This is a genomic window from Planktothrix tepida PCC 9214, assembly GCF_900009145.1.
Classification (GTDB): Bacteria; Cyanobacteriota; Cyanobacteriia; order Cyanobacteriales; family Microcoleaceae; genus Planktothrix; species Planktothrix tepida.
This window is the reverse complement of sequence record NZ_LN889812.1, coordinates 625,179-643,580: the sequence shown is the minus strand read 5'-3', so window position 1 is coordinate 643,580 and position 18,402 is coordinate 625,179. Positions and strand designations below refer to the sequence as shown.

Genomic DNA, 18,402 nt, shown 5'->3' with positions numbered 1-18,402 from the left:
GAAGCATCTACGAAGTGAAGCATCTACGAAGTGAAGCATCTACGAAGTGAAGCATCTACGAAGTGAAGCATCTATTGTTAACCTCGAAGATACTCAGAGATTCTTTGGCTGACGTAACGCTACGCGAACGCTGCGCTCAGAATGACAATAGGTTCTCCGTTTACATTTTTGTCAAAATATGCTTAATTTTAATCTAACTCAACCCCCAAAAAATCTGATTCTCTTATTAAGTTTAATCGGGTTAAGCACTGTCCCAATCAACACTCTAGCCACACCCCGAATAAATAATTCTTCACAATACGGGAATAGTATTGAATTGAATAACCATTTAATTAATATTCCTTGGAGAATTGATTCAACTAACAGAACCTCAAAAGATTCTGTACAAATTAGTGATATTGGATTAATGCAGAATCTCGGAGTGAATTTACTCAATACTAATAATAGTTCTCAACAACCGATTCAATGGTTTTCTGATTCAGTTATTTTATCGGCTCAATATATTCGTCCCTATCGCTATTTAGATTTATCGAATTTTCCAGCAAGTTCTCAATGGGAAATTCAACCCAATGGAACAACTTTAAAAATTACAGTTCCACCCTCTATTATCCAATCTATTAGTTTTGAACCTTTACCTTTAGAAATAGAACCATCTCTAAAACCATCTAACTTTATACTAAAAAAAATTATTATTGAACTCGATAAACCAACAATTTGGCAACAACCTATTCCTGATGTCCAAAAAAGATTACCCTCTCCAACTCCTCAACCTTCATCTCCACCTTTAACCGATGATCCAACGGTTCAGAATCAAACTAAACTTGCTCAACCTTCTCCTCCCACATTACAAGATTGGAGTTTAATTTTAGAGGCTAAGGCTAATCCTCAACTGTTATCCAATAATATTTATAATATAAAATTACAATCCCAAAATTCCCAAACTCGTCTACAATTTAGCGTTCCTCCAGGTTGGCGACCTGTTGTAACAAGCTTAGACTCTCCCTATCGTTTAATAGTGGAAATTAAACCCGATTTTTTACAGTCTAAAAATATTTTATGGCAACCGGGAATTAGGTGGAGACAGGAGTATATTGAAATTCCTAAAACCGAGACGACATCTTTAGGATCTTTACTAAATCGAATTTTCAAGACTCCAGAATCATCGGTTGAACGATTTCCGGTGTATTGGTTAGAAGTTGACTTAAAACAACCTCAAATTAGCTTAATTCCTATTTTAAGTAATGTTAATTCTCGCCAAGGCACTTCACCTTTATTAGATATAGCTCAAAAAGCAGACGTTTTAGCAGCCATTAACGGAGGATTTTTTAATCGAAATAATCAATATCCTTTGGGCGCTATTCGATTCAATAATAACTGGTTATCGAGTCCGATATTAAATCGAGGTGCTATGGCTTGGGGACAAGATAAACCGATCATTATGAATCGTTTAATCTTAAGAGAAACTATAACCACAGATTCGGGTCAAACTTTACCTTTACAATATCTAAATAGCGGTTATGTAGAAGCCGGAATTTCTCGTTATACTTCTGATTGGGGAAACAGTTATACTCCAATTAACAATCAAGAAAAAATTATTGTTGTTGAAAATAACCAAATTACTCGTCATATTGATGCCCCAAAATCAGGATCACCTGCCATTCCTATTCCGGTTCAAGGTTATTTATTAGTGATCCGAAGCCGTCCTGATTTATTAAATTTATTACCCATCGGAACTCGTTTACAATTACAAAGTCAAACAGAACCTTCGGATTTTCAAAATTATCCTAATATTTTAGGCGCAGGGCCGTTATTAATTCAAAATCGTCAAATTGTTTTAGATGCAGCCTTAGAACGATTTAATCCCGCCTTTCAACAACAAAAAGCTATCCGCAGCGCAATTGCAATCACTCCCAATAATACTTTACTCATACTAGCCGTTCATAACCGTCCCAATGGTTCTGGCCCTAGTTTAGCCGAACTCGCTCAAATTCTGCAAAAATTAGAAGCAATAACCGCTTTAAATTTAGACGGAGGAAGTTCTACCAGTCTCTATTTAGGGGGATACTATTTAGATCGTCCTTTCCCCACAGCAGCACCCGTTCATAACGGTTTAGGAATTGTGATAACAGGTGAATCGTTAAATGTCAACAACCAATAGCTAACAGTCAACTTTAATGTTCTGTAAAGATTTGACCAGTGCTAGGTTAAAGACGATTATTATAGATGACAGTAAGCTAGGGTGTATTTGCTATGGTGGTTGTGGTAAGTATTCTTGAGGACGTTGAGATTCACCCAAGTGTTCACCAATACCACTCTAGGTTTTAACAACAATAGAACTTCCGTCAAACCTTTGATAAGGAAATAGAATCATGGTAGTAGCCCAGGAAATTGTTGAAAATTCTAAACCCTCAACCGAGAATCTCCCGACTGTATGTAATGCCACAACAGAATTGAGACCTTGGGGTTCATTTACGACACTCGAAGAAGGGCCAGGATATAAAATTAAGCGCATTGAAGTCAAACCCGGTCATCGGCTGAGTTTACAAATGCACCATCATCGCAGTGAACACTGGATTGTTGTGGCAGGAACTGCTAGGGTTGTGTGTGGGGATTGTGAAGAAATTTTATTCTCGAATCAATCTACTTATGTTCCTCAATGTATGTCTCACCGTTTGGAAAATCCCGGTGTCATTCCCCTTGTATTAATCGAAGTCCAGAATGGAGAATATTTGGGAGAGGATGATATTATTCGGTTCCAAGATGACTATTCTCGTACACCTGCATGACTAGAACCCATTCCCCCTGGTAATCTAAAAATGGGTTAACATTTTTGTAAGCAGGTGTTCCATGATTTCTCTCAGTCCAGCAGCAACTCGTGAGGTTCTGCGCCTTAAGTCCAAGCAAAATCATCCTCATCTCCTCTTTCGTCTTGGAGTTCAAAAGGGAGGCTGCTGCGACTGGTCTTATACAATGGGATTTGATCACCAACGCCAGTCGAGTGATGTCGTTTATCAATTCCCTGAGATTGACATTGTGATTGCCTCGGAAAATTTAAAGTACCTAGAAAACTTAACCATTGACTATTCTGAAGATTTAATGGGGGGTGGGTTTCGCTTCCAAAACCCCAACGCCTCCCAAAGCTGTAGTTGTAGCTATTCTTTTGTTCCTCAAACCTAAAACCCTTTATCTTATCTTTTCTGTTCCCTGTTCCCTGTTCCCTGTTCCCTGTTCCCTGTTCCCTGTTCCCTGTTCCCTACAACAGAAAGTTTGCCAAAAGTGACTGGATAGGTTATTATGATCTTTTGGGTGTCAACATCTGACCCTAACTTTTGAAAGAAAGTCCCATCCCCAGATCGGGGAGGGATATTTCAGTGGAGATACCTCAAAACTTCAAATTGCCGAATTAATTCAGTATGTCGTAACTCATGCCCACTATCCAGCAACTAATTCGTTCTGCACGGGAACAGACTCAGAAGAAAACAAAATCGCCCGCCCTCAAGAGTTGCCCTCAACGGCGGGGAGTCTGCACACGGGTTTATACAACCACCCCTAAAAAACCTAATTCCGCGCTGCGTAAGGTGGCAAGGGTGCGGCTAACCTCTGGCTATGAAGTGACAGCATATATTCCGGGTATTGGTCACAACTTGCAAGAACACTCCGTAGTAATGATTCGAGGCGGTCGGGTGAAAGATTTGCCTGGAGTTCGATATCACATTATTCGGGGAACATTAGACACGGCGGGAGTCAAAGATCGTCGTCAGGGACGCTCGAAGTATGGTGCCAAGCGTCCTAAATAAGAGCTTTGAGTCATGGTCAAGTTGAAGCAAGCTAGGTGTTGTTAGCTCAAGACTAACAGCATCTAGCCTGTGATGACTTGTACTAATCACGCTCGAATCTAAAATCATCTATTGTGTTGAGGAAGATACAATATGTCTCGTCGCAGAGTTGTACAAAAGCGTCCGATTCCCGCCGATCCGGTTTATAACAGTCGCTTAGTTAGCATGATGGTACGTCGCATCATGAAACATGGAAAGAAATCCATTGCTTACCGGATCATTTATCAGGCGCTAAAAACAATCGAAGAAAGAACGGGTTCAGAACCTTTAGAGGTCTTTGAAAAAGCCGTTCGCAATGCTACCCCCCTCGTTGAAGTGAAAGCACGACGGGTTGGCGGTGCAACCTATCAAGTTCCGATGGAAGTTCGCTCAGAACGGGGAACAGCTTTAGCTTTACGTTGGTTAATTCAATATGCTAGAGCCAGAACCGGACGTTCCATGGCGGTGCGATTAGCCAATGAACTGATGGATGCTGCCAACGAAACCGGAAGTGCAGTTCGCAAACGGGAAGAAACCCACCGGATGGCAGAAGCTAACAAAGCCTTTGCTCATTATCGGTATTAAAAATTGGGGATAGCAGTGATATCCGTAAACGTATAAAATCTTAATAAAGGTTTAAAAAGGAGGTAGCTGTGGCACGTACCGTCCCGCTTGAGAGAGTACGGAATATTGGTATTGCAGCCCATATCGATGCGGGCAAGACAACCACAACAGAGCGTATTTTATTTTACTCTGGGGTGGTTCATAAAATGGGCGAAGTCCATGAAGGAACCGCAGTAACCGACTGGATGGCTCAAGAGCGGGAGCGTGGAATTACCATCACGGCTGCCGCGATTACTACCAGTTGGAAAGATCATAAGATCAATATCATTGACACTCCGGGTCACGTAGACTTCACCATTGAAGTCGAACGTTCCATGCGGGTGTTAGACGGTGTGATTGCAGTTTTTTGTTCCGTTGGCGGTGTTCAGCCTCAATCTGAAACCGTTTGGAGACAAGCCGATCGCTATAAAGTTCCTCGGATTGTCTTTGTGAACAAAATGGATCGCACGGGCGCGAATTTTTTCAAAGTTTATGAACAAATCCGCGATCGATTAAGAGCGAATGCAGTTCCCATTCAAGTCCCCATTGGAAGTGAAGACAATCTTCAAGGCTTAGTGGATTTGGTGGAGATGAAAGCTTATATCTACACCAACGATAAAGGAACGGATATCCAAGTCACGGATGATATTCCTGAAGAGGTTAGAGCAGTTGCTGAAGAATACCGCGTGAAACTGGTGGAATCAGTTGCTGAGACCGACGATCACCTGATGGAGAAGTATCTCGAAGGGGAAGAACTGACGAACGAAGAAATTCGGACGCAGTTACGCAAAGGAACGATTGATGGGACAATTGTTCCCTTACTTTGTGGTTCAGCCTTCAAAAACAAAGGGGTACAACAACTGTTAGATGCGGTGGTTGACTATCTCCCGGCTCCGGCGGAAGTTCCTCCGATTCAGGGAACCTTACCCGATGGTGAAATTGCCGTCCGTTATGCCGATGATAATGCTCCCTTATCGGCACTGGCCTTTAAGATCATGGCTGATCCCTATGGCCGTTTGACCTTTGTGCGGGTCTATTCCGGTGTTCTGCAAAAGGGGAGTTATGTTTTAAACTCCTCAAAAAATAAGAAAGAACGGATTTCTCGCTTGATCGTTCTCAAAGCTGATGATCGGATTGAAGTCGATGAACTCCGGGCTGGAGACTTAGGGGCGGCATTGGGTTTGAAAGATACCCTGACCGGTGATACCCTCTGTGATGACGCGAACCCAATTATTTTGGAATCTCTGTTTATTCCTGAGCCTGTTATTTCTGTTGCGGTGGAACCCAAAACGAAACAGGACATGGAAAAACTTTCCAAAGCTCTCCAGTCTTTGTCAGAGGAAGACCCCACCTTCCGGGTTTCCGTTGATTCTGAGACGAACCAAACCGTGATTGCTGGGATGGGTGAACTCCACTTGGAAATTCTGGTAGACCGGATGCTGCGGGAGTTTAAAGTGGAGGCGAATGTTGGTGCTCCTCAAGTTGCTTATCGGGAAACCATCCGCAAACCTGTGAATCGAGCCGAAGGCAAATTCATCCGTCAAAGTGGCGGTAAAGGTCAATACGGTCACGTTGTGATTAATCTCGAACCGGGTGAACCGGGTAGCGGATTTGAATTTGTTTCCAAAATTGTTGGGGGAACTGTACCCAAAGAGTACATCAACCCAGCCGAACAAGGAATCAAAGAAGCTTGTGAAACGGGTGTGGTTGCAGGTTATCCCCTGATTGATGTGAAAGCCACTCTGGTGGATGGATCTTACCACGATGTAGACTCCTCAGAAATGGCATTCAAGATCGCTGGCTCCATGGCACTTAAAGAAGCGGTGAGTAAAGCGTCACCCGTGCTGTTAGAGCCGATGATGAAAGTTGAGGTAGAAGTCCCAGAAGACTTTATTGGTAACGTCATTGGAGACCTCAACTCTCGCCGAGGCCAAATTGAGGGCCAAGATACGGCTCAGGGTATTGCCAAAGTGACCGCTAAGGTTCCCTTAGCTGAGATGTTTGGTTATGCAACTGACATCCGTTCTAAAACCCAAGGTCGTGGCATTTTCACAATGGAGTTCAGCCACTATGAGGAAGTTCCTCGTAGCGTTGCTGACGCTATTGTTGCCAAGAGCAAAGGAAACTAAATAGGCACTCGCGGATTGTCAGGTTTGAGGTTGCCGGTTGCAGGTTAACCCCCAAAAGCCAACAACCCACCCCTGACACCTGACCCCTTTCCTCAATTATTATTCTTGAAAACTTTCAATTTGTAATTCAAAATGGCACGCGCAAAATTTGAACGGACAAAACCCCACGTTAACATCGGTACGATTGGTCACGTTGACCATGGTAAAACCACTTTAACGGCTGCAATTACCATGACTTTGGCAGCCCTGGGTCAAGCCACTGCTAAAAAATACGACGAAATTGATGCCGCACCCGAAGAAAAAGCACGGGGGATTACGATCAATACGGCTCACGTTGAGTATGAAACCGCAGATCGCCACTATGCTCACGTTGACTGCCCCGGTCACGCTGACTATGTGAAAAACATGATCACCGGTGCCGCCCAGATGGACGGTGCAATTTTAGTGGTGTCTGCGGCTGATGGCCCTATGCCACAAACCCGTGAACACATCCTGTTAGCCAAACAGGTCGGGGTTCCCAATATCGTTGTGTTCCTGAACAAGGAAGACATGGTAGATGATGCTGAATTGTTAGAACTGGTAGAACTGGAAGTGCGGGAACTGTTAAGCTCCTACGATTTCCCCGGTGATGATATCCCCATTGTGGCTGGATCTGCCAAAGAAGCTTTAGATGTAATGGTTGCTAATCCCAAAACAGCTAAAGGGGATAATCCTTGGGTGGATAAAATCTACAAACTCATGGAAGAAGTCGATGCCTATATCCCCACTCCTGAGCGTGATATTGACAAACCATTCCTGATGGCGGTTGAAGACGTATTCTCCATTACTGGACGGGGTACAGTGGCAACGGGCCGGATTGAACGGGGTAAAGTCAAGGTGGGCGATAACGTTGAATTGGTCGGAATTAAAGCAACCCGTGCTACCACCGTTACGGGAATAGAAATGTTCAAGAAGAGTCTGGATGAAGGGATGGCTGGAGACAACGCCGGACTTCTGTTACGCGGTATCCAGAAAGGTGATATTGAACGGGGAATGGTGATTGCCAAACCCGGTTCGATCACGCCTCACACTGAATTTGAATCCGAAGTTTACATTCTGACCAAAGAAGAAGGCGGTCGTCACACACCGTTCTTCCAAGGCTATCGTCCTCAGTTCTATGTACGGACAACGGACGTGACTGGAACGATCAGTGCTTTCACTGCTGATGATGGCAGCCAACCGGAAATGATTATGCCTGGTGACCGGATTAAAATGACGGTACAACTGCTCAACCCTATCGCCATTGAACAAGGGATGCGGTTTGCTATTCGTGAAGGTGGCCGGACTGTGGGTGCGGGCGTTGTGTCCAAAATCTTGAAGTAGACACCAGAATTAAACAGTCTGGTTGATGGAAAGGTGGCAGAAAAGGAGAAAGGTTTGATTCCCTTTTCTCCGCCTTCTATCTTAGAAAAACGAAAATTTATCAAACCCTTCATCCTGAACCTAGAAAACTCAACATCAAAATGGCTACTATTCAACAGCAAAAAATTCGGATTCGTCTCAAAGCGTTTGATCGCCGTTTACTTGATACCTCCTGTGAGAAAATTGTAGATACGGCTAATCGTACCAGCGCCACTGCTATTGGGCCGATTCCTTTACCCACAAGACGCCGGATTTACTGTTTATTGCGTTCTCCTCACGTTGATAAAGATTCACGGGAACACTTCGAGACTCGTACCCATCGACGCATTATTGATATTTATCAGCCTTCTTCTAAAACCATTGATGCTTTGATGAAATTGGATTTACCGGCTGGGGTTGATATTGAAGTAAAACTCTAAGCTCCAACGTTCTAAACCTACTCAACCTGACCTTTCAAGAGGGGTTTTGAGTAGGTTTTTTGATATTCAGAAATTGATACAAAAGATCTGTTATAATTCTTGCACAAGTAACGGTATTAGCATCGTCAATCCGAGGATACCTGCTCCAGAGCCAACTGACGTTTGATAGAGCAGTTTTCAATCTGGTAAGGCATCGTTGAGTATTATCTATAAGTGGTCGGTTAGACCGTGTTCGTCTGTGGACTGGATGATGCCGACATCACCAGAATCAAGCAGGAAGTTAGCATGAAACTCTATCACCACTAGATTTGTTTTGTTATGCGTCGTTGTGAATAGGTTTTATTTAACGGACAATGGCATCCTTTTCCTCAATTGCTGTTCGAGAGCTTCCTCTATTTCCTCTACCGGAAGTGGTTTTATTTCCAGGTAGACCGTTACCCCTGCATATTTTTGAGTTTCGCTATCGGATTATGATGAGTACCATCCTTAATACGGATCGCCGTTTTGGGGTATTGATGTTTGATCCGAATCAAGGTCAAGTCGCTTCCGTGGGTTGCTGTGCCGAAATTGTCCAATACCAACGTTTACCGGATGATCGAATTAAAATGCTGACGTTAGGACAGCAACGGTTTCGGGTATTAGAAGCGGTTCGGGAAAAACCTTATTTGGTGGGTTTAGTAGAATGGATCGAAGATGAACCCCCCCAACAGGATTTAAGACCTTTAGCAACGGAAGTAGAGCGTTTGTTGCGCGATGTGGTTCATCTTTCAGGAAAGTTGATGGAACAAAATATTGAGCTTCCTGATGATATTCCTGATTTACCGACGGAACTTTCCTATTGGGTTGCGAGTAATCTCTATGGAGTCGCAACAGAACAACAAACCCTATTAGAGATGCAAAATACTGTCGCACGTTTGGAACGGGAAGTGGAGATTTTAACATCAACCCGTAATCATTTAGCAGCAAGGACTGCACTTAAGGATGCTTTAGATTAACTGATGTTTAATTTAAAAGAGATAATCTCGAACCGGGTTTTTGAGTTTACGCTACTGAGAAAACCCGGTTTTTTTGTGTATTAACGCAGCCTACGAGTAACGACTGGGGGGTAAAGATAAAGGCTGTTGAGAGGTAGATTTGTTCTGAGTAGAATGTCCATTTCGTTCAACAGGAGGTTCCAGTTTAGTATCCTCAGAAATTAAAGGATCAGAAGATAAAAATAACTCTCGAATCAGTCTGGCGGCAGCTCGTTGGGCTAATTCTCCAGCTACTTTTTGACTCAACTGTCGGACTTCCGGTTTAACAATTAAACTCGGAACACGCTGCACTAATAGCATCGGATCAAACCCTTTCGTTTCTTGAAGAATACTCACAATGCGTTGAATATGTTCTAAATTATTTTGAGTGGAGGTGACTTGAGGTTCTTTTGCAGGAGTAGAAACCAGTTTCACCCCCATCCATTCGGCGACTTTAGATTGAGCCGTCGTTAACGCATTACGAGAAGCAACATCAATACTTTTAACAAACTCATTGCCTAACTGTTCCCGAATAAATTCTCCCCGTTCTGAGAATAAAAAGTCTAGGGTTTGATTTAACACTTCATTAATATCATAATCATCACTATTTCGAGCATTCTTGAGTAAATTTTCTAATCGATTCCATCGGAATGAACCCTCTTTAAACAATAAATCTTTCAAGGACGTTCTTAATTCAACGGAAGGATCAGTTAACAATCGTTTGGCTACATAAGGATAAGCTTTACTTAAAACTTTAAAGTTCGGATCAACATTAATAGCAATGCCTTCTAATGTTACTAAAGATCGAATAATTAACGCATAGTATGCCGGAACGCGGAATGGATAATCATACATTAATTCCGAGAGTTGATCCGTAATACTCTTAAAATTCAATTCAGCAACACTCGCTCCTAACGCATTACTAAATACTTTTTCTAAAGCCGGAACAATCGGTGTTAAATCGGTATCGGGCGTTAAAAATTCCAACTTGACATAATCTTTAGCTAACCCTTCAAAATCTCGATTCACTAAATGCACAACGGCTTCTAATAACCCATAGCGTTGATAGGGTTTAACCTCGCTCATCATGCCAAAATCCAGATAAACTAACTTACCTTCAGGGCTGGCTAATAAATTACCTGGATGGGGATCGGCATGGAAAAACCCATGTTCTAATAATTGTCTTAAAGAACATTGCACCCCAACTTCAATTAAGTAACGGGCATCAATGCCTTGGGCTGCAACTTCTTCTAAATTGGTTAATTTAGAACCGTTGATCCACTCCATTGTTAATACACGGCGTCCCGTATATTCCCAATAAATTCGAGGCACATAAATATCCTGAATATTGCCGTAAAGTTGTCGAAATCGTTCCGCATTTCGTCCTTCATGGTTGTAGTCCATTTCTTCATAAATGCGACCCCCAAATTCATCCATAATGGCGACTAAATCACTACGGATAAACTTAAAGGTTTTCTTAGCCCATTGTGCTAAGGTTCGTAAAATATAAATATCGAGGGCAATGCTTTCAGATAACCCCGGACGCTGGACTTTGACCGCGACAACTTCCCCAGTTTTTAATTTACCTTTATAAACTTGTCCTAAAGAGGCGGCTGCTAAGGGTTCAGGGCTTAATTCAGCATAGATATTTTCTGGGCGATCGCCTAATTCTTCTTCAATAAATTGATAGGCGACTTCATTGGCAAAGGGAGGGAGTTGATCTTGTAATTTGGTTAATTCTTCTAAATATAAAGGGGGTACTAAATCCGGTCGAGTGGATAACGCCTGTCCCACTTTAATAAATGCCGGGCCGAGTTCTGTTAAGGTGGTTCGCAGTTGAATTGCGCGTTTGCGATCAGTTTTTAGGTTTTTTCCGCCTTTGCCATCTAACCATAATCCCAAGGCAAAGAAACCCAATTTTCCAATAATGCTTAACAGGCGTCCCCAGACTTGGAACACACGAGAACGGTAATAATCTGCAATGGCAATCGGATCGTACCGTAATGCAGGCTGATTAGATTCATCATCGATTGTCACCTCTGACGGTTGAGGCAGTTGGTGATGTTCTTCCACAAATTCTGAGGACACATCAACGGTTGGCGGAAAAACAGATCTGCTCGGTTGCAGGGGAGTAATGGTCATCAGGGGTGAATCTGAATCAAGCTGGGGCTTTGCAGGCAATACCGTCTTGACTTCCATAAATGTAGGACTTAGGTGGGAATTTCTGTTAACTATTGTAACAATATCTCAATCAAGTCCTTTACTTCCCCAGAAAGACCGTCCGATTGATGGGGAATTAACCCTACTCACAATTCCCTGTTTCTGTTGTGTGGGTCAGTCGGTTGCAAATATTCAAGAGATAGAGGCGGGTACTCACCGGAAGACGGGGTAAGGGAGCTTCCAGATTCGGCCAGGTGGGTAAATCGAAGCAGGGACAACAATTAGGAGGCATTCCCGCAACTTTCACCGGAACTGAGAGAGAACAACGGGCACAGGATTCAATTTCCCATTGTGAGGAGAGCAGATCTTCAATGGTTTGCTCTGTGCCTTCCAAATAACACTCCCCAGAGTCAGGGGAAAGGATTTCCTTCCAGCAGTCCTCAAACTCGCGGCTATATCTGTCTCCTTGAACGACAGGTTGGGGTAAGCGAGATTCTGCACCGTTGCGAATTAACACTTTTTTACCTAACTGAAACCAGTAGGCTAAATATTGTTTAACTTGGTGTTGTGAAGCCATAAGTCTACTGTTTTAAGGTTTTAATTGCTAAATTTAAGGTTGACGGAGCAGAAATTTAACCTAAAAGCAGAGCCAATCGACTAATGGGTATTTCCTTATTTTTATTCTAGGGGTTAAATTGCCTCTTAACTCCTCCTTAAATCTATATTAATCCTAAAATTAAATTCCGAATAGGATAAATATTTTACAATTACTTTCGAGGAATCCGTAATCCTTTAATACCGATGAGATGGCTTTGTTTTGGAAAAAACATAGAGTTTAATTATAAATATGTACTATATTATCGATTGATAACCAGGTACTTTTTTATGTATTAATAAATATAACAAATAAATTAATTTTTGTAAATCTTCATAAAGATAGATTTTTATTTTTTAAATGATGAGCAATAAGTGATTGTATTCATAGACTTTTAAAATAAATTCTAAAAAAGCAATATCCTTTAGCAATCAATCCATAAATGATTAGAATATAGATTCTAAATTAATACTTTTAAAGCTCTTTATCAAAAATTATAAAATAAATTTATTGATTAATGTTAATAATTATTCTCCCCAAGATTTGCGGTGAAGGAGTTAAGGTAGATATCTAAAAAAATTTCTAACAGAGAATAAAAGGGTTGAGGAGAAGCCTAAAATCATCCTTTGGGCCATAATTCTTAAAAGTTGTTAATGGATTGTGCCCAAGGGTGACTTCCCCTCTACACTCAAAAAGGAGATTTGTCCAAAAGCGACCAGCCATTATGTCAAGTACAAACCTACAAGCATCAAATTCCGATACAACACCCCATACAGCCCGCCATCAAATTGTGATTGTTGGGGGAGGAGCCGGAGGAATTACCGTCGCCGCCCAACTGATGCGGAAAGATTCTAGCCTGGATATTGCTATTATTGAACCCTCAGAGAAACATTACTATCAACCCGCTTGGACGTTAGTGGGTGGGGGTGCTTATAACATTGACGATACGATTAAAGACGAAAAAGACTGTATTCCTCCTGGTGTCAAGTGGATTAAAGCTTATGCGGATCAATTTGAACCGGAAAATAATGTAGTCATTACCCAAGATGGCCAGCGCATTCAATATCAATACTTAGTGGTTTGTCCAGGGATTCAAATTGATTGGCATTTAGTCGAAGGATTAAAAGATGCCATTGGTAAAAATGGAGTCACAAGTAATTATTCTTTAGAATACGCGCCCTATACTTGGGAATTGTTAAAGAATTTTAAAGGGGGAACGGCAATTTTTACCTTTCCATCCACACCCATTAAATGTGGAGGAGCACCCCAAAAGATTATGTATTTAGCGGATGATACCTTCCGCAACAATGGGGTACGGGAAAAAAGCCAGGTTATGTATTGTACAGCCGTTGGTAAAATGTTCCCCATTCCGGGCTATTGTGAAGCATTAGAAAAAGTCGTGGAACGTCGCAATATTGATGTTAAGTATCAACATAATCTCAAAGCGATTAAACCCGAAACCAAAGAAGCCATTTTTACTGTCACAACGGCTAATGGAGTGGAGGAAGTCAGGATTAAATATGATTTAATTCACGTCACGCCACCCATGAGTTCCCCGGATTTTATTAAAAATAGTCCCTTAGCAGTACAACCGGGGGGATGGGTAGATGTGAATAAAACAACGTTACAACATAACATTTATCCGAATGTATTTGCGTTAGGAGATGCTTCTTCCCTACCGACTTCTAAAACCGCAGCAGCAATTCGGAAACAAGCACCTGCATTAGTGGAAAATCTCTACAGTTTAATTCAGTCTCAAAAACTAACAGGAAGTTATGATGGTTATACCTGCTGTCCGTTAATTACGGGTTATGGAAAAACGATTATGGCGGAGTTTACTTATGAAAATAAACCTGACTCTAGTTTTCCCTTTGACCCCACACAAGAACGTTATAGTATGTGGTTAGCCAAGCGTTATATTTTACCTTGGTTATATTGGAATCGGATGTTAAAAGGTGCGCCCTTTGAGGCAGATCGTTTGAAGTCGTTGAAAGGTTAATTTTATTTGAGAAGCCGGGTTTTTTCAAAGAACTTTAGGAAGAACTTAAAGCTTAAAAAATCCGGTTTCTCGAAAAAAAGAGTTTTAAGATTAAAACCCACATTCCGCAGATGAAGGCTAAAATTTTCCACTGATTCTAAAAAAATGCGTGGTGCTATATTTTACCCTTTCTCTCAATTATTATCCTACATTAAAAAAAGCCCAAATTATTGCTATGTAATAATTTGGACTTTTATTGGTTCCAATTTAATCAGAAATTAAATCTTCTGAAATATCTGTGGAATGGGAGTTGTAAGTTAACCAGAGATGCTTAACTTCGTTCACCCTGACATAGGGGACAGTAGGATATTAAGTTGCACGCTGTTCAACTAACACTTGATAAGCAGCATTGAAATCACCCGTTGTAATCCGAATCTCAGTCGGGTCAGTCATTCCCTGATGCCGATAACGACGAATCGCTACCAGTGCGGCTTGGTTACATAATAACGCTAAATCCGCCCCATTCCAGCCTTCCGTTGCTTCGGCCCAATAACCTAAATCCACATCCTGTAAAGGACGTTCATCGTTATGGACTTGTAAAATTGCTAAACGACTAGAAGCACTCGGTAAATCCACTTTTAACTGTAAATCTAACCGTCCCGCCCGTAATAAAGCTGGGTCTAACGCATCCGGGCGGTTTGTAGCCCCAATCACCAAAATCGTCGCCCCCGTTTGCAATCCATCTAACTCGGTCAAAATTTGTCCCACAACTCGGTCACTTACCCCAGAATCCCCGCTATAACGGCCTCTTGCTGGAGCTAAGGTATCAATTTCATCAATAAACACTACACAAGGCGCAGCTTGACGAGCTTTGGCAAATAACTCCCGTACCGCTTGTTCACTGGCTCCCACCCATTTACTCAGAAGTTCCGGGCCATTAATACTAATAAAATTCGCTCGCGCCTGAGATGCAACGGCTTTCGCCAATAAGGTTTTCCCCGTTCCCGGTGGCCCCCAAAGCAAAATGCCTTTGGGTGCTTGGGCTTTGGTTTGCATATATAATTGGGGATGGAGTAATGCTCCTTCCACAGATTCCTGTAGGGTTTGTTTAATTTGTTCAAGTCCGCCAATATTGTCCCAAGCGATATGGGGAGATTCCACTTCCACAGACCGCAACACCGCAGGTTTAACTTCTTTGAGGGCTTGCAAAAAGTCGGACTGGCTGACTGTCATGATTTCTGGAATTTTGGATTCAATCGTAGGAACCTGACGTCGCAAAGCACTATAGGCTGCTTTCTGGCAAACTGCTTTTAAATCTGACCCCACAAATCCCACGGCATTATCCGCAATCAAAGCTAAGGAAACCGATTCATCTAAGGGCATGGAACGGGTGAGAATCTGGAGAATTTCTAAACGTCCATTGCGGTCAGGAACCCGAAACTGCACTTCTCGGTCAAACCGTCCGGGGCGGCGTAAGGCGGGATCAAGATGGTCGGGGCGGTTCGTGGCGGCAAGAACAATCACCCCTTGAGCTTGGGAAAAGCCATCCATTAAACTCAGCAGTTGGGCAACGAGTCGTTTTTCCACTTCCCCTTCCACTTTGCTGCGATCAGGAGCCATGCTATCAATTTCGTCAATAAAAACGATACAAGGCGCATTTTTTGCGGCTTTCTCAAAAATTCCTCGCAGTCGTTGTTCGGCTTCCCCATAATATTTACTCATCACCTCTGGCCCGACTAAGGCAATATAGTTAACACCGAGTTCTTCCGCCAGGGCACGGGCGGTCAGGGTTTTGCCTGTTCCTGGGGGGCCAACCAACAGCACCCCACGAGTGGGTTCGAGTCCTAATTTCGCTAATAAGTCGGGGCGTTTTAGGGGAATGGCAATCAGTTCTTTGAGTTCTTTGAGAACTTCTGTCAATCCGCCAACGTCTTTAAGGGAAGGGGTGGTAGCTTCTTCTGGGGGTGTCATAGTGTCTTCAAATCCTGAATCTGAGGGGGAAGATGAGCGACTGCGATTGACCTCAAAATCACCCCCACCAGAACTGCTCGTGCGGGGAATGCCGCCTGGACGGGGAATCCCACCAGAACGGGGAATATTACTCAAGGGACGAGAACTAAACTGCACTTCAGTTTTAATTTCTCCTTTTTCAAGTTTTTCTTCTAAGGTTTTCGCCAGTTCGACTAATTGCTCAAAACCTTTGAATAACTCTGTCATAAAATTTCTCCTGAATCAATTGAACAATAGAGGCTGGGTAGATAAGATGGGGTTGAGGAATCTAAGGTTTACACCTATAGTAGCGATGAGTCCAGGTAAAAAACCGAAAAACCGGGGTTTCAATGATTTCTCATGTCCTAATTGCACCAGGGGGTTGCTATCAATGCCTTTAAAACAGAAGATCGGCAGCCCCTTTAACTCGGGCTAGAGGTTCCACTGACCGAGGTAAACTGGGTAGGCGAATCAGAGTTTGATCCGGGAATAAATCCCGATCAATTTCCTCATGCGCGTGATAACGGTTCTGCACGACATAGCGTTGATAGACTCCCATTTTTTTCAAAGATGCTGTTAATCGAACTTGTTCGGCAACAATGGCATCTTGGGCTTGCAGAATCCCAATAAATTCTGTATGTTGGGGATTTTTTAGTTTTTTCTGGGCTTGCATCACTTGTTGCCTTAAGGTTCGCAATCGCCCCATTAAATCTAAACGCCCTAATACATTTTGATACTTCATCCACAGCTTAAAAATCCAAGCTAACCACTCCCCTAAAGCGGTTGGCATTTCTAAAAAACGCAGAAGATGACCGGTAGGAGCCGTATCTAAAATAATTAAGTCTTGTTGTTTCTGGTCTAATAAATCCATGACGGTTACTAACGAGAGCATTTCATCAATTCCCGGTAAGGATTGAGCTACAATTTGTCGCCAAGCCTCAGGAGTATAGGCCAGTTTTATCGATCCGTCTTCCTTGCCTTCACCGCTAATCATTTCTGCAAGTTCCCACAAATAATCATTGCGAAATTGCTCTAAAACAATATCAGCATCGACTTCTTGACCGCTTAAATTGGCGGTTAATTGTGTGGGTTGATGTCCTAATTTTTCCCCAAAGGCATCTCCTAAAGAATGGGCTGGATCAATAGAAATAATCCGAATATTTTTCTCAGGATAACGATGGGCTAATCCCCAACCTAGGGCAGCAGCAACAGTTGTTTTACCTACACCTCCCTTTCCTCCAATGATAATTAATTGACGTTTTTCAGCAATAAAATCGCTAAAACTAGGGAGAATTTTTTCTGGCCATTGGATAAGAGGTGGGGGAACTAATTCTACAGTTTCAAGGGTTTGAATTTGGCTCATGATCAGATCTAAAGCTTCACCCCCTAGAGGTTCTGTTGATTGTTGGGGAAGGGTAAAAATGGCATCTTGACCCGGAAGTTTAAGGAATTTACTCAGAAGTTCTTGTTGTTCGCTATAGCGATCTAAGTTTAGGTTTGATGGGGATAAAATTCGATTGATAAATAAACTACCGCAGGGAATATTTAAGTGCTGCAAACTCTTGAGTAATCGTTCGGTTTCTAATAAACTCATCGGTTCTGCAATGGCCACAACTAAACAAACAGTGAAACTGGCATCTTGCAATAGTTGTTTTCCTTCGGTTAATTCCGATTTCATTTTGACCAAAAAGTCATCCACTTCATCCGCATTGTAAGTTTTTACAAAGGTTTGGGAGATGACTCGATGTTTTTCTTGAAATAATTCCAAAGAATTTAAAATAATCTCTAAAAAATCTTTAATTCCTAATAAATTTAAGGTATGACCGGAAGGAGCCATATCAACAACAATTCGATCAACTATTTTTTCAGTGAGTAACCGTTGAATTTCTAATAACCCCATAATTTCATCTAAACCGGGCCAGTCTAAATCCCAAACAGGGGTTAAATCTTCTCCTTCAACAAAGCTGCCTCGTTCAACTAAGAGTTCTAAAAATTTTCCATATTTTTCTTTAAATTCTAATAGTAATTTTCCCGCATCTAACGCTCTAACCTTTAAGTTCGGTAAGTCTTTTAAAGGTAATGCTTGATCTAAGACTTGTGTTTGTAAGATATCTCCTAAAGAATGGGCTGGATCTGTTGAGATTAATAGGATTTGTTCATCAGGAAATAATTTAGCCCAACGACGAGCAAATCCACAGGAAAGGGTGGTTTTTCCCACTCCTCCTTTGCCACTAAACATGACTAAATGGCGAGAGTCATAAGGGTTAAGAATGTTGTTTACAGGGTGAAAGTTAGTCATA

14 protein-coding genes are annotated in these 18,402 nt (G+C 42.2%); 10 read left to right on the top strand and 4 right to left on the bottom strand.

The window, feature by feature from the left end; all coding sequences use genetic code 11:
• Nucleotides 1–178: 178 nt before the first annotated feature.
• The 9 genes from PL9214_RS22670 to PL9214_RS22630 all read left to right on the top strand — a co-directional run bounded on the left by PL9214_RS22670 (nucleotide 179) and on the right by PL9214_RS22630 (nucleotide 9,362).
• Nucleotides 179–2,158: a phosphodiester glycosidase family protein gene (locus tag PL9214_RS22670; RefSeq protein WP_072721129.1), complete on the top strand. Its 1,980-nt coding sequence runs from the start codon at nucleotides 179–181 to the stop codon at nucleotides 2,156–2,158.
• A 211-nt stretch (nucleotides 2,159–2,369) separates the two neighbouring features.
• Nucleotides 2,370–2,786, top strand: coding sequence for a cupin domain-containing protein (locus tag PL9214_RS22665; RefSeq protein ID WP_072721127.1), 417 nt, complete (start codon nucleotides 2,370–2,372; stop codon nucleotides 2,784–2,786).
• Between the two features lie 61 nt (nucleotides 2,787–2,847).
• Nucleotides 2,848–3,177: a HesB/IscA family protein gene (locus PL9214_RS22660; RefSeq protein WP_072721125.1), complete on the top strand. Its 330-nt coding sequence runs from the start codon at nucleotides 2,848–2,850 to the stop codon at nucleotides 3,175–3,177.
• A gap of 248 nt (nucleotides 3,178–3,425) precedes the next feature.
• Entirely contained in the window at nucleotides 3,426–3,797 is a 372-nt protein-coding gene (gene rpsL / locus PL9214_RS22655; RefSeq protein WP_026786431.1) for a 30S ribosomal protein S12, read from the top strand.
• A 132-nt stretch (nucleotides 3,798–3,929) separates the two neighbouring features.
• A complete protein-coding gene (gene rpsG / locus PL9214_RS22650) occupies nucleotides 3,930–4,400 on the top strand; it encodes a 30S ribosomal protein S7 (RefSeq protein WP_072721124.1) in 471 nt (156 codons plus the stop codon).
• A gap of 68 nt (nucleotides 4,401–4,468) precedes the next feature.
• A complete protein-coding gene (fusA, locus tag PL9214_RS22645; protein WP_072721122.1) occupies nucleotides 4,469–6,547 on the top strand; it encodes an elongation factor G in 2,079 nt (692 codons plus the stop codon).
• A 132-nt stretch (nucleotides 6,548–6,679) separates the two neighbouring features.
• Nucleotides 6,680–7,909 carry an elongation factor Tu gene (gene tuf, locus PL9214_RS22640; RefSeq protein WP_072721121.1) on the top strand — a complete coding sequence of 410 codons (1,230 nt, stop codon included), beginning with the start codon at nucleotides 6,680–6,682 and terminating at the stop codon, nucleotides 7,907–7,909.
• A gap of 140 nt (nucleotides 7,910–8,049) precedes the next feature.
• Nucleotides 8,050–8,367: a 30S ribosomal protein S10 gene (gene rpsJ / locus PL9214_RS22635; protein ID WP_072721120.1), complete on the top strand. Its 318-nt coding sequence runs from the start codon at nucleotides 8,050–8,052 to the stop codon at nucleotides 8,365–8,367.
• 353 nt (nucleotides 8,368–8,720) lie between these two features.
• Nucleotides 8,721–9,362 carry an LON peptidase substrate-binding domain-containing protein gene (locus tag PL9214_RS22630; protein ID WP_072721118.1) on the top strand — a complete coding sequence of 214 codons (642 nt, stop codon included), beginning with the start codon at nucleotides 8,721–8,723 and terminating at the stop codon, nucleotides 9,360–9,362.
• 90 nt (nucleotides 9,363–9,452) lie between these two features.
• Here PL9214_RS22630 and PL9214_RS22625 read toward each other — a convergent pair whose 3' ends face one another.
• Nucleotides 9,453–11,522, bottom strand: a complete 2,070-nt coding sequence (locus PL9214_RS22625; protein ID WP_139295131.1) for an ABC1 kinase family protein — start codon at nucleotides 11,520–11,522, stop codon at nucleotides 9,453–9,455.
• Nucleotides 11,523–11,682: 160 nt separating this feature from the next.
• Nucleotides 11,683–12,117 carry a hypothetical protein gene (locus PL9214_RS22620; protein WP_072721114.1) on the bottom strand — a complete coding sequence of 145 codons (435 nt, stop codon included), beginning with the start codon at nucleotides 12,115–12,117 and terminating at the stop codon, nucleotides 11,683–11,685.
• A gap of 742 nt (nucleotides 12,118–12,859) precedes the next feature.
• Between PL9214_RS22620 and PL9214_RS22615 the strand changes: the two genes are divergently transcribed.
• Nucleotides 12,860–14,134, top strand: a complete 1,275-nt coding sequence (locus PL9214_RS22615) for an NAD(P)/FAD-dependent oxidoreductase (protein WP_072721112.1) — start codon at nucleotides 12,860–12,862, stop codon at nucleotides 14,132–14,134.
• A 348-nt stretch (nucleotides 14,135–14,482) separates the two neighbouring features.
• On the opposite strand, the gene PL9214_RS22610 is transcribed toward PL9214_RS22615, so the two are convergent.
• Entirely contained in the window at nucleotides 14,483–16,330 is a 1,848-nt protein-coding gene (locus PL9214_RS22610) for an AAA family ATPase (protein ID WP_072721110.1), read from the bottom strand.
• 169 nt (nucleotides 16,331–16,499) lie between these two features.
• A complete protein-coding gene (locus tag PL9214_RS22605; RefSeq protein WP_083580133.1) occupies nucleotides 16,500–18,401 on the bottom strand; it encodes an ArsA family ATPase in 1,902 nt (633 codons plus the stop codon).
• Between the last annotated feature and the right edge of the window lies 1 nt (nucleotide 18,402).